General features: G+C 69.2%; 10 protein-coding genes. 3 read left to right on the top strand and 7 right to left on the bottom strand.

Features of this window, described 5'->3' with window-relative positions; translation table 11 throughout:
• Positions 1 to 3: 3 nt before the first annotated feature.
• The 5 genes from pdxS to pgsA all read right to left on the bottom strand — a co-directional run bounded on the left by pdxS (position 4) and on the right by pgsA (position 4,649).
• Positions 4 to 924 carry a pyridoxal 5'-phosphate synthase lyase subunit PdxS gene (pdxS, locus tag ACFVYE_RS06715; RefSeq protein WP_383969053.1) on the bottom strand — a complete coding sequence of 307 codons (921 nt, stop codon included), beginning with the start codon at positions 922 to 924 and terminating at the stop codon, positions 4 to 6.
• A gap of 168 nt (positions 925 to 1,092) precedes the next feature.
• On the bottom strand, positions 1,093 to 1,590 hold the full coding sequence (locus ACFVYE_RS06710) for a hypothetical protein (protein WP_176740353.1): 498 nt from the start codon (positions 1,588 to 1,590) through the stop codon (positions 1,093 to 1,095).
• Between the two features lie 247 nt (positions 1,591 to 1,837).
• Entirely contained in the window at positions 1,838 to 3,046 is a 1,209-nt protein-coding gene (locus ACFVYE_RS06705) for a glycosyltransferase family 4 protein (RefSeq protein WP_389604391.1), read from the bottom strand.
• Complete coding sequence (locus ACFVYE_RS06700; RefSeq protein WP_383969046.1) at positions 3,043 to 3,978, bottom strand: phosphatidylinositol mannoside acyltransferase; 936 nt, start codon at positions 3,976 to 3,978, stop codon at positions 3,043 to 3,045. Before ACFVYE_RS06700 ends, ACFVYE_RS06705 begins: the two co-directional genes overlap by 4 nt.
• A complete protein-coding gene (gene pgsA, locus ACFVYE_RS06695; protein ID WP_327276256.1) occupies positions 3,975 to 4,649 on the bottom strand; it encodes a phosphatidylinositol phosphate synthase in 675 nt (224 codons plus the stop codon). The genes ACFVYE_RS06700 and pgsA overlap by 4 nt, the downstream gene beginning before the upstream one ends.
• A gap of 268 nt (positions 4,650 to 4,917) precedes the next feature.
• On the opposite strand from pgsA, the gene ACFVYE_RS06690 reads away from it, so the two are divergent.
• Both ACFVYE_RS06690 and ACFVYE_RS06685 read left to right on the top strand, forming a co-directional pair.
• The gene (locus ACFVYE_RS06690) at positions 4,918 to 7,143 is read left to right on the top strand and encodes an elongation factor G-like protein EF-G2 (RefSeq protein ID WP_383969043.1); all 2,226 of its coding nucleotides are present in this window, start codon (positions 4,918 to 4,920) and stop codon (positions 7,141 to 7,143) included.
• 147 nt (positions 7,144 to 7,290) lie between these two features.
• Positions 7,291 to 8,961 carry a hypothetical protein gene (locus ACFVYE_RS06685; RefSeq protein ID WP_383969040.1) on the top strand — a complete coding sequence of 557 codons (1,671 nt, stop codon included), beginning with the start codon at positions 7,291 to 7,293 and terminating at the stop codon, positions 8,959 to 8,961.
• A gap of 65 nt (positions 8,962 to 9,026) precedes the next feature.
• Here the strand turns inward: ACFVYE_RS06685 and ACFVYE_RS06680 are convergent, their stop codons facing one another.
• Complete coding sequence (locus ACFVYE_RS06680) at positions 9,027 to 9,587, bottom strand: HIT domain-containing protein (protein WP_093898396.1); 561 nt, start codon at positions 9,585 to 9,587, stop codon at positions 9,027 to 9,029.
• A 66-nt stretch (positions 9,588 to 9,653) separates the two neighbouring features.
• Between ACFVYE_RS06680 and ACFVYE_RS06675 the strand changes: the two genes are divergently transcribed.
• Positions 9,654 to 10,331: a potassium channel family protein gene (locus ACFVYE_RS06675; RefSeq protein ID WP_389604388.1), complete on the top strand. Its 678-nt coding sequence runs from the start codon at positions 9,654 to 9,656 to the stop codon at positions 10,329 to 10,331.
• A gap of 29 nt (positions 10,332 to 10,360) precedes the next feature.
• Here the strand turns inward: ACFVYE_RS06675 and thrS are convergent, their stop codons facing one another.
• Complete coding sequence (gene thrS, locus ACFVYE_RS06670) at positions 10,361 to 12,337, bottom strand: threonine--tRNA ligase (protein ID WP_389604386.1); 1,977 nt, start codon at positions 12,335 to 12,337, stop codon at positions 10,361 to 10,363.
• Positions 12,338 to 12,433 lie beyond the last annotated feature (96 nt).

The following is a 12,433-nucleotide window of genomic DNA, read 5'->3' as shown; positions in this document are numbered from 1 at the left end:
TGATTACCAGCCACGGTTGGCGTAGCGCTCGGCCTCGGGCAGGGTGTCGCAGTTGATGCCGACCATGGCCTCGCCCAGGTTCCGGGAGGCATCCGCGATGATCTTCGGGTCGTCGTAGAAGGTGGTGGCCTTCACGATGGCGGCGGCGCGCTTGGCCGGGTCGCCGGACTTGAAGATGCCGGAGCCCACGAAGACGCCCTCGGCACCGAGCTGGCGCATCAGCGCGGCGTCGGCGGGGGTGGCGACGCCGCCCGCGGAGAACAGCACGACGGGCAGCTTGCCGAGCTCGGCGACCTCCTTGACCAGCTCGTACGGGGCGCGGAGGTCCTTCGCGGCGGCGTACAGCTCGTTGTTGTCGTAGCCGCGCAGCCGGGCGATCTCGTTCTTGATCTGGCGCAGGTGACGGACCGCCTCGACGACGTTTCCGGTGCCGGCCTCGCCCTTCGAACGGATCATGGCCGCACCCTCGGCGATGCGGCGCAGGGCCTCACCGAGGTTGGTGGCGCCACAGACGAACGGGGTGGTGAAGGCGAACTTGTCGCTGTGGTTGACCTCGTCGGCCGGGGTGAGGACCTCGGACTCGTCGATGTAGTCGACACCGAGGGACTGCAGGACCTGGGCCTCGACGAAGTGTCCGATGCGGGACTTCGCCATCACCGGGATGGAGACGGCCTCGATGATCTCCTCGATCATGTTCGGGTCCGACATCCGGGCCACGCCGCCGTCCTTGCGGATGTCGGCCGGCACCCGCTCCAGGGCCATGACGGCCACGGCGCCCGCATCCTCGGCGATCTTCGCCTGCTCGGCATTGACGACGTCCATGATCACGCCGCCCTTGAGCTGCTCGGCCATGCCGCGCTTGACGCGGGCGGTACCGGTGGCCGGGGAGTCGGTGGACTGCGGGGTGGTGGGAAGCGTGGACACGGATCGACCTCACTCGGAGAAAAGGTTACTGAAAGCGCTGGTTGGTGCAGTGCTGAGCAAACTCTCCGGGACCAGTCCACAGCAAGGGCCAATGGAAGGCCGGTGGATCGTTTTGCACGCGTACGGAACGGGTTGTGATCCCGGTCATGTATGAGCTCGGCCGCCGGGTCAGCTGACGGGGCGGTCCGCCAGGGCGACAGGCGGTTCGTCGTCCATCTCGAAGGCGAGCGGGAACGGAGCGTGCCCGGCCAGCCGGAACCACCGCACAGTGCGGTGCCGGCGCAGCGCACGCGCCGCGCGCACCGCGTCGTTGTGGAACCGCCGGGCCATCGGGACACGACGCACGGCCGCGGCGAGTTCGAACGCCGCCTCCTCGCCGCCGGGGATCTCCTTCACGGACTCCACCTGCGCCGTCTCACCGAACACCGCCCGCAGCGCGGTGCTCAGCTCGCTCTCCGCGACCTCACGGTTCTCCTCCTCCGCCTGGCGGGCGGCGTGCGCGGCCTCGTACAGCACGATGGACGCGGCCGGGTCGAGGACACCCGATGTCGCCAGTTCCTGGGTGACCGAGGCGCGGCGCAGGAGCTGCGCGTCGAGGGCGGCGCGAGCGGCGTCGATGCGCGTGTGCAGCCGGTCCAGCCGCCCGGCGGTCCAGCTGAGGTACATACCGATCGCGACGATCGCGACGGCGATCCAGATGAGGGTTTCGATCACGGGCGGCAAGGCTACCGTCGGGGCGCAGGCAGTGTGGCCGTCCGGCCCTGGGTACGGAAGCGGGGCGGGGCGGGTGCGGGCGGGCTCGATCGGGTCCGGGGCACTGCCCCGGACCCGGGTCCTCACCCGCCGGACGGGCTGGTGCCGCGGGCTCGACACGCAACGCGGATCGCCCGGCGGGCTTGAACCGGTGCCCCGTCTAGTCCCGTGCCAGTCCGAAGCGTGCGCGCAGGCCCGTGCGTTCGTCGGCCGCCACCGACGCCGCGCCGTCCGTCACCGTCTCGTACACCGCGAGGATGTCCGCCCCGACCGTCGACCAGTCGAAGCGCCGCACGTGCGCGGTTCCCCGTTCGCGCAGCTCCGCACGCCGCTCCGGGTCGCCGAGCAGCCGGATCGCCGCCGCCGCCAGCGCGTCCGCGTCCTCGTTGGCGAAGAGTTCGCCCGCCGCGCCCAGGTCCAGGACCTGCGCGAACGCGTCCAGATCGCTGGCCAGGACCGGCGCACCGGCCGACATCGCCTCGACCAGGATGATCCCGAAGCTCTCGCCGCCCGTATTGGGCGCGACGTACACATCGACGCTGCGCAGCAGCCGCGCCTTGTCCTCGTCGCTCACCATGCCGAGGAATTCGACGCGCTCGCGCATCTCCGCGGGCAGCGAGGCGACGGCCTCCTCCTCGTCGCCGCGGCCCGCCACCAGCAGCCTGGTGTCCGGACGCGCGGCAAGGATCGCCGGCAGCGCCCTCATCAGGACGGGCAGGCCCTTGCGTGGCTCGTCGATACGCCCGATGAAGCCGATCGTGCCGCCCTCGCGTCTCCCACGACCGCCCTCAACCGGGCTTCGCGCCCCCTCCGATTGCCACTCGGCCTTGGGCTCGGCCGCGGCGAAGAAGCCGACGTCGACCCCGTTGGGGATGACGACCGCGTCGCCGCCCAGGTGCTCGACCAGGGTCCGGCGTGCGTACTCGCTCACCGCGATGCGCGCGCTGATCTTCTCCAGCGCGGGCTGCAGGATCGGGTACGCGGCGATCATGGCCCGGGAGCGCGGGTTGGAGGTGTGGAACGTGGCGACGATCGGCCCCTGCGCCGCCCAGCAGGCGAGCAGCCCCAGCGACGGCGAGGTCGGCTCGTGGATGTGAATCACGTCGAAGGTGCCGTCGTGCAGCCAGCGGCGAACCCGGGCGGCCGAGAGGAAGCCGAAGTTCAGCCGGGCCACGGAGCCGTTGTACGGGACGGGCACGGCCCGGCCCGCAGAGACGACGTACGGCGGCAGCGGTGTCTCGTCGTCGGCGGGTGCCAGCACCGACACCTGATGTCCCAGACGGATCAAGTGTTCGGCCAGGTCCCGGATGTGGAACTGCACACCGCCCGGTACGTCCCAGGAGTACGGGCAGACGATGCCGATCTTCACGGCCGGTCCTCCCGGTTCTCCAGGTCTGCCAGCCAGAGCCTTTGCAGCATGTGCCAGTCCTCCGGATGCTCGGCGATTCCGACGGCGAAGGCATCGGCCAGCGCCTGTGTCATCGAGGACGTCTTCTCCGCACGGCTGCCTGACTCGGGCTCCTCGACCGACGGATGGATACGCGCCTTCATCACGGGCGTGTCGTCGTACGAGAGCGTCACCGGCAGCAGCAGCGCCCCGGTCTGCTGAGCCAGCAGCGCCGGCCCGGCGGGCATGCGTGCGGTGTCACCGAAGAATTTCACCTCGACGCCGGACGCCGACAGATCACGGTCGGCGACCAGACAGACCAGGCCGCCCGCGCGCAGCCGTCGCGCCAGGGTGCCGAAGGCGGCACCGCCGCTGTGCGGCAGGACCTCCATGCCGAGCCCCTCGCGGTAGGCCACGAACCGGTCGTACAGCGATTCGGGCTTGAGCCGCTCGGCGACCGTGGTGAAGGGCACCTTGAGATCGGTGGTGACCCAGGCTCCGGCCAGGTCCCAGTTCCCCAGGTGCGGCAGGGCGAGGATGACACCGCGGCCGGTGTCCAGCCCGTCGGTCAGCCGGTGCGCGTCCGTCACGTCTATGGACGCCTTGATCCGCGCCGGACTCCAGGTGGGCAGCCGGAACGACTCCATCCAGTAGCGCATGTACGAGCGCATCCCCGCCTTGGAGAGCGCAGCGAGCCGGGCCGGGGAAGCCCCGGGCACGACCCGTGCCAGATTCGACTCCAGCCGCAGCACGCTCTTGCCCCGCCGCTTCCACACCTGGTCGGCGATGGTGCGGAAGAGGGCCCCGGCGACCGGTTCGGGGAGCTTCTTGACGGCGGTCCAGCCGAGCCCGTACAACCCGTCGGTCAGCCGGTCCCGCAGGCCGGACTGCGTGTCACCCGGTGCACCGCTCACTGTGCGGCCCCGCTCCCCCGGTCCGCAGCAGCGGCCTCGGCCGCGTCGGCCTCCGCAGACTCGCGGCGCACCGTCACGACCCGCTGCACGAGCGTCACCAGGCTGCCCACGGCGACGATCCACAGCGCGATCGGCAGCAGGATCTGGATCCCGGGGACACCGAACTTGTGGAGACCCGCGAGTCCGGCCGCGACCAGCGAGATGACCAGCCGCTCGGCGCGCTCCACGAGACCGTTGACCGCGACCGGCAGCCCGATCGACTCACCGCGCGCCTTCGTGTACGAGACCACCTGGCCGCTCGCCAGGCAGAAGATCGCGACCGCGCACATCACGTTGTCGTCGCCGTTGCCCGCGTACCAGAGCGCGAACCCTCCGAAGATCGCCCCGTCGGCGACCCGGTCCAGGGTCGAGTCCAGGAACGCGCCCCAGCGGCTGGAGATGCCTGCCTGCCGGGCCATATTGCCGTCGACGAGGTCGGAGAAGACGAAGATCGTGATGACGATCGTGCCCCAGAAGAACTCCCCCATCGGGAAGAAGACCAGCGCACCTGCCATCACCCCGGCCGTACCGATCAGAGTGACCGCGTCAGGGCTCACGCCGAGACGGAGCAACAGTGCGGCGAACGGTGTGAGGACACGCGTAAAAAATGCACGCGCGTACTTGTTCAGCATGGCCTTCCCGAGGGTCGGTGGGCCGAGCGGCCCCTACGGCCACCGGCTGGCCCATCGTAGTCACGCCCGCCGGACTCCACCGTCCGGGCACCCGGCATCGCACCGCGGTGCACGACGTATGGACGCAGCCTGACCTGAGTGGAAAGCTCGAATTACCGCGGGCGTCGCCGAAGCCGCCGCGGCGGCTCCCCGTGCCCGTGCACCCCTTCTCCCCACACCGCGCCGGCTTTTCTTCCCGCTCCGCGCCACTATCTGGGAGGCACGCATCATGGGCGACAAGGCACACGCACACACCGGGGCCGCCGGCAGGGCAGCGACGGCCGACCAGCCCTCATCCGTTCGGAATGTGGTGCTGGTCGGCCACAGCGGCTCCGGCAAGACCACCCTCGTCGAGGCCCTCGCATTGACGGCGGGCGCGGTCAACCGGGCCGGCCGGGTCGAGGACGGTGCCACGGTCTCCGACTACGACGAGATCGAACACCGCCAGCAACGCTCCGTACAGCTCTCGCTCGTCCCCGTCGAATGGGGCGGATACAAGATCAATCTGCTGGACACTCCCGGATACGCCGATTTCGTCGGGGAACTCAGGGCCGGTCTGCGGGCAGCGGACGCGGCCCTGTTCATCGTGTCCGCGGCACAGGAGGCCGACGCCGTGGCGGGCGCCACCCGCGCCGTGTGGGAGGAGTGCGCCGCCGTCGGCATGCCGCGCGCCATCGTCGTCACACACCTCGACACGGCGCGCACCTCGTTCGACGAGATGACCCGGATCTGCGGAGAGATCTTCGGCGGCGACGACCCCGACGCCGTACTCCCGCTCTACCTGCCCGTGCACGGACCCGAGGGACCGGACGGGCACGCTCCGCTCACCGGGCTCACCGGACTCCTCACCCAGCGGATCTTCGACTACTCATCGGGCGAGCGGCAGGAGAACCCGCCCGCCGACGCCCAGCAGACCACGCTCCAGGAGGCCCGGAACCGGCTCATCGAGGGGATCATCGCCGAGAGCGAGGACGAGACCCTGATGGACCGCTACCTCGGCGGCGGCGAGATCGACATCAAGACACTCGTCGACGACCTGGAGCGCGCCGTGGCCCGGGGCGCCTTCCACCCCGTCCTCACCGCGGCCCCCGCCGCCGAAGGCGCCCGCCAGGGCATCGGCACCGTCGAGCTCCTGGACCTGATCACCGGCGGCTTCCCCACCCCGCTGGAGCGCCCGCTCCCCGAAGTCACCCCCCTCCACGGGGCCCCGCGACCGGTCCTGACCTGCGACCCGCACGGCCCACTCGTCGCCGAGGTCGTCAAGACGGCCTCCGACCCGTACGTCGGCCGGGTCTCGCTCGTACGCGTCTTCTCCGGCACGCTTCGCCCCGACGAAACCGTCCACGTCTTCGGCCACGGCCTCAACGACCCCTGCCACGAGACACGTCCCTTCCACGAGGCGGAGGTACGCGTCGGCGCACTCTCCTCCCCCTTCGGCAAACAACAGCGCCCCCTCACCTCCTGCATCGCCGGGGACCTGGCCTGCGTCGCCAAACTGGGCAGCGCCGAGACCGGGGACACTCTCTCCGCCAAGGACCAGCCGCTGCTGATGGACCCCTGGACCACACCGGACCCACTGCTGCCGCTCGCCATCGAGGCACACAGCAAGGCGGACGAGGACAAGCTCTCCCAGGGGCTCTCCCGGCTGGTCGCCGAGGACCCGACCATGCGCCTCGAACAGAACCAGGACACCCACCAGGTGGTCCTGTGGTGCCTCGGCGAGGCCCATCAGGATGTGGCGCTGGACCGCCTGCGCAGCCGCTACGGCGTCCAGGTCGACGCCGTACCGCACAAGGTGTCGCTGCGCGAGACCTTCGCCGGCCCGTCGACCGGGCGCGGCAGGCATGTGAAACAATCCGGCGGCCACGGCCAGTACGCCATCTGCGAGATCGACGTGGAGCCGCTGCCACCGGGGTCTGGCATCGAATTCGTCGACAAGGTGGTCGGCGGAGCGGTACCGCGCCAGTTCATCCCGTCCGTCGAGAAGGGCGTGCGCGCCCAGGCCGCCCGGGGAGTCGCGGCCGGACATCCGCTCGTCGACGTACGCATCACCCTGCGGGACGGGAAGTCCCACTCGGTGGACTCCTCCGACGCCGCGTTCCAGACCGCGGGCGCACTGGCCCTGCGCGAAGCCGCCGCGGACACCCGTATCCAGCTCCTCGAACCCGTCGCCGAGGTCCAGGTCCTGGTCCCCGACGACTACGTCGGCCCGGTGATGAGCGATCTGTCCGGGCGGCGCGGCAGGGTGATCGGTACCGAGCAGTCCGGCCCCGGACGCACCCTCGTGCGGGCCGAGGTCCCGGAGCTGGAGATCGGCCGGTACGCGATCGACCTGCGCTCCCTGTCCCATGGCGCCGGTCGCTTCGACCGGGCGTACGCCCGGCACGAAGCGATGCCTCCACAGCTCGCGGAACGCATCCGCGAGCAGCAGGAGAACAACCCGAATGACGCGTAATCGACTGTGCCGCCCGCCCTTGTCCACAGAGGCGGGCGGCGTATTGATCCGGACGATACGCTGTGGTCCCAGCTCAGAAGGTGTGCCGGGCAAGGCAGTTGGGAAACAGCCGCAGGAGCAGATTCTTGGCGGCGAGTGGGGGCGACAGTGGCCAACGACGGATTCGATTTCTCTCCCGGAGCGCAGATCCCGCTCCAGGGCGCAGGCGCACAGGCGGTGGCGACGAACGCCCTCGCCTCCGCCGCGTACCGCGACAGCCCGGTGGAGAAGATCCTTGAAGCCAACAGCGAGTGGCACAAGTCCGAAGTGAAGGCGGGCCGTTCCAAGCTCTTCAAGTCCGACTACTTCAAGCCCAACCTCGGCGAGGCATTCTCCCGCGCCGTCCAGGAACGCATGCTGGGCGGCGCCCGGAAGGCCCTCATCCAGTCCTTCGGAACCGACCCGCAGACCGTCGTCGAGCACTGCCTGTCCGCGACCCGCCTGCGCAAGGCACGCGACACCAAGCTGACCGCCGTCACCGCCCTGTTCGGCTTTCTCTTCCTGCCCGGAATGCTCCTGTGGGTCATCGCCTTCCGACTGCGCGACTCGCTCGGCAACACCAAGGACAAGGCCCTCGCCGCCCTGGGCAACGCCCTGCTCCCGGTCATCGGCATCGTGGCCCTGTTCTTCCTGATCAAGCTGCCGCTCACCGGATTCCCCGCGCTCTACGTACGGGCGATGATCGTCGCTCCCGTCATCGGCTGGCTCATCTCCAAACGGATCGCCGAGTCCTCCGCCAAGGACATGCGTGCCCGCTGGGAAGGGCTGCTCTCCGGCGGCGGAGTCATCGCCAAGATCCCCGAGGCCGTACCCAAGAACCCGAACGAGACCTCCCGCGAGGCGCTCCGCCAGGGCCTGGAGAAACTCTCCGCCGAGCAGCAGTCCAACTCGGTCTTCTACGCGGGCCCCAAGGGAATCCTCGGCATGGGAACCCGCTGGGGCAGCTGGCAGCTCGCCGAACAGCTCGTCTCCAAGGAACCCGGCAAGGAATTCCACCAGTTCCGCAGTTGGGACCTGATACGGGTCATCCACGACCAGCTCAAGGTGCTGGAGCGCGGCCCGCTGAACACCGGGGGATTCCCCACCCCGTCGGTCACCCACTGGATCGTGTCACCCGTCGGCGAGAACGCCGACTCGGTCTCCAGGCCCGACGGTGAGGACGTCGCCACCTTCCAGGTCAAGCCGCACGAAATACAGCGGATCTGCAACCACCAGCAGTTCGGCGGAGGCGACCGGCACTATCTGGGCGTCCAGTTCACCCTCTGGGACGGCCAGTTGGTCATCACGATGATGATTACGGTCACGGTGCTCTACGAAACCCTGCGCATCGAAGTCACCGGACACGCACTCGGCCCGGTCCACTCGCTCTTCACCAGCAAGCCGGCTGCCAAGACCAAGACGGTCAACAAGACCGTCCGCTTCTGGGAGACCCGCGACATCACTCTCGCACTGGTCGAACCCCGCGAAGTCGTCCGCCTCGCCCTGCGCGCCCCCTTCACCTGGTACCCGCCGCTCCTCGACTACCTGGGCGGCAAGATCGCCCTGCCCGAGCCGTTCGGCCTGCGCCACGCCTGGGCCGAGAAGCCATGGCGCCACCGCTTCATGGCCGACGACGCGATGCGCGCCGCCACCCCCGTCCTGCGCGCCGTGCACAACGCCGCCCTGCGCGTCCTGGAGGAGAACGGCGTCGACACCGAACGCTTCGACAACCGCTCGATGATACTGAGCGGACTGGTACAGGACCCGACCCCGCGCAAGGCCGACCTGTACGACGCATAGACATGCGCAGGGCGCCCCGGCAAAAAGCAGAAACCGGGGCGCCCGCGCAGAGGCAACAGCTCGGATCAGGCCGCCGGCCAGGCGTCGGCGAGCATCTTGCGCGTATCGGCGAGCAACTGCGGCAGCACCTTCGTATGCCCGACCACCGGCATGAAGTTGGTGTCACCACCCCAGCGCGGCACCAGATGCTGATGCAGATGGGCCGCGATACCGGCCCCCGCCACCGAGCCCTGGTTCATACCGATATTGAACCCGTGGGCCCCCGACGCCGCCCGCAGGGCCGCCATCGCCCGCTTGGTGAAATCGGCCAGCTCCATGGTCTCCGGACCGTCCAACTCGGTGTAGTCGGCGACATGCCGGTACGGCACCACCATCAGATGCCCGCCGTTGTACGGATACAGATTCAGCACGGCGTACACCTTCTCGCCGCGCGCGACGACGAGTCCGTCCTCGTCCGATTTCGCCGGGATCGCGCAGAACGGACAGCCGTCGCCGGCCTCCGGACCGGTCGGCTTGTTCTCGCCCTGGATATACGCCATCCGGTGGGGCGTCCACAGGCGCTGGAACGCGTCGGGCGTCCCCACTCCGATCTGCTGCTCCGGCTCACTCGTCATGCCGATCAGCATATTGCTTCGCTCCCGGGCAGCGTGTCGCCGGGGCCGCACCCGTCGGCGCACGGCGATGCTGAGGCGATGAGCGACCAGCCCGCCGACTCCACCCCTCTTCGCTTCAGGCGCTGGGAGCAGCGCACAGAAGTGCCGCTCTTCGGCGCCTCGCTGCTCTTCCTGCTCGGTTACGCGGTCCGCGTCCTCGCCCCCCATGACGCCGATCCCTGGCGCGGCCTCGCCCTCGCCCTGGTCGGCGCCACCTGGCTGGTCTTCGCCGCGGACTACGTCGTACGGCTCCGTCTCAGCGGCCTCGGCCGTCGCTTCATCCGTGTGCACTGGCTGGACACGGTCGTCCTGCTGCTTCCCCTGCTGCGGCCGCTGCGCCTGATCCGGCTCTACAGCGCGGTCCAGCAGCGCAGGGAGCAGCCACGTCTGAGCCTGTACGCCCGCGTGATCACGTATGCCGGTGCGACCGCCCTGCTGCTCGGTTTCTCCGCCGCGCTCGCCGTCTACCACCAGGAGCACACGGCGAAGGGGGCTTCGATCCGTACCTTCGGCGACGCGGTGTGGTGGGCGTGCGAGACGCTCACGACGGTGGGGTACGGGGATACGGTGCCGGTCACGACAGGCGGCCGAGTCGTGGCGTCGGGCCTGATGGCCTGCGGGCTGGCGCTGCTGGGGGCGGTGACGGGTTCGTTCTCCTCGTGGCTGTTGCAGGTGTTCACACGGGAGGACGAGAGGAGGCCCCCGGAGGGCAGGTAGCTCTCCGGGGGCCTCTCACTTTGTACCTGTCAGACCTGGACTCGGTCCTCGACGGCCTTCTGGATCTTGGCGATGGCGTCCTCGACGGGGATGCCGTTCTCCTGCGATCCGTCGCGGTAGCGGAAGGAGACGGCGCCGTTGGCCATGTCCTCATCGCCCGCGATGATCATGAAGGGCACCTTGGCCTTCTGCTGGTTCCGGATCTTCTTCTGCATCCGGTCCGACGAGGCATCCACCTCGACCCGCAGGCCCTTCTTCCTGGCCTTGGCCGCGAACTCCTGGAGGTACGGGATGTGCGCGTCGCCGATCGGGATGCCGACCGCCTGGACAGGGGCCAGCCACACCGGGAACGCACCCGCGTAGTGCTCGAGGAGCACCGCGAAGAAGCGCTCGATGGAACCGAACAGGGCACGGTGGATCATGACCGGGCGCTGCTTGGTGCCGTCGGGGCCGGTGTACTCCAGGTCGAAGCGCTCCGGCAGGTTGAAGTCGAGCTGCACGGTCGACATCTGCCAGGTGCGGCCGATGGCGTCCTTGCACTGCACCGAGATCTTCGGGCCGTAGAACGCGGCGCCGCCCGGGTCCGGGACCAGGGGCAGCCCCTGCTTCTCGGCGACCTGTCGCAGCGTCTCGGTGGCCTCTTCCCAGATCTCGTCCGAGCCGACGAACTTCTCCGGGTCCTTGGTGGAGAGCTCCAGGTAGAAGTCGGTCAGACCGTAGTCGCGGAGCAGGTTCAGGACGAAGGTGAGCGTCCGGTCGAGCTCCTCCGCCATCTGCTCCTTGGTGCAGTAGATGTGCGCGTCGTCCTGCGTGAAGCCGCGCGAGCGGGTCAGGCCGTGCACGACGCCGGACTTCTCGTACCGGTACACCGTGCCGAACTCGAAGAGGCGCAGCGGCAGTTCACGGTAGGAACGCCCACGCGCATCGAAGATCAGGTTGTGCATCGGGCAGTTCATCGGCTTGAGGTAGTAGTCCACCCCGTCGTCGAGCTGCATGGGCGGGTACATGCCGTCGGCGTACCAGTCCAGGTGGCCGGACTTCTCGAAGAGCTTGCCCTTGGTGGCGTGCGGCGAGTAGACGAACTCGTAGCCCTCCTCCTCGTGACGCCGGCGCGAGTAGTCCTCCATGGCGCGGCGGATGATGCCGCCCTTGGGGTGGAAGACCGCGAGACCGGGGCCGATCTCGTCCGGGAAGGAGAAGAGGTCCAGCTCGTTGCCGAGCTTGCGGTGGTCGCGCTTGGCGGCCTCCTCCAGGAACTCCAGGTGCGCCTTGAGCTCGTCCTTGGTGGGCCACGCCGTGCCGTAGATGCGCTGCAGCATGGGGTTCTTCTCGCTGCCCCGCCAGTACGCCGCGGCGTTGCGCATCAGCTTGAACGCCGGGATGTTCCGGGTGGTGGGCAGGTGCGGACCACGGCAGAGGTCCTTCCAGCACAGGTCGCCGGTCTTCGGGTCGAGGTTGTCGTAGATGGTCAGCTCGCCGCCGCCCACCTCGACATCCGCGCCGTCGTCCGTGGAGGCGGCACCCTTGATGCCGATGAGCTCCAGCTTGTACGGCTCGCCGGCCAGCTCCTCGCGGGCTGCCTCGTCCGTCACGACCCGGCGGGAGAACTTCTGCCCCCGCTTCTGGATCTCCTGCATCTTCTTCTCGATGGCCTTGAGGTCCTCGGGAGTGAACGGCTTCTCGACGTCGAAGTCGTAGTAGAAACCGTCCTTGACCGGCGGACCGATGCCGAGCTTGGCCTCGGGGAAGAGCTCCTGCACGGCCTGCGCCATGACGTGCGCGGTGGAGTGCCGGAGGATGTTGAGACCGTCCTCGGAGGAGATCTCCACGGGCTCGACGACCTCGCCGTCGGCGACGACATACGCGAGGTCCTTCAGCTCACCGGCGACCCGGGCGGCGACAACGGTGCGCTCGCCGGGGAAGAGCTCGGCTGCCGTAGTGCCCGTCGTCACCACGCGCTCTTCCCGCTCGGAATCGCGTTGGATGATCACACGGACGTCTGACACCGGTCTCTCCTGACTCAGGGGGTACGCACGCATTCGTGGTGCACGTGCGATACGAATCGTACCGAGCCGTGGGCCCCCTCTGCGAAACGGTTGAGC

This window comes from Streptomyces sp. NPDC058239 (assembly GCF_042882185.1).
Lineage (GTDB): Bacteria > Actinomycetota > Actinomycetes > Streptomycetales > Streptomycetaceae > Streptomyces.
This window is presented reverse-complemented; position numbering and strand designations above follow the sequence as displayed.

Coding starts and splice junctions, on each gene's coding strand:
- ACFVYE_RS06710 (WP_176740353.1), bottom strand. CDS start 1,590: ATGTACCTCAGCTGGACCGCCGGGCGGCTGGACCGGCTGCACACGCGC.
- pgsA (WP_327276256.1), bottom strand. CDS start 4,649: ATGCTGAACAAGTACGCGCGTGCATTTTTTACGCGTGTCCTCACACCG.
- ACFVYE_RS06690 (WP_383969043.1), top strand. CDS start 4,918: ATGGGCGACAAGGCACACGCACACACCGGGGCCGCCGGCAGGGCAGCG.
- ACFVYE_RS06680 (WP_093898396.1), bottom strand. CDS start 9,587: ATGCTGATCGGCATGACGAGTGAGCCGGAGCAGCAGATCGGAGTGGGG.
- ACFVYE_RS06675 (WP_389604388.1), top strand. CDS start 9,654: ATGAGCGACCAGCCCGCCGACTCCACCCCTCTTCGCTTCAGGCGCTGG.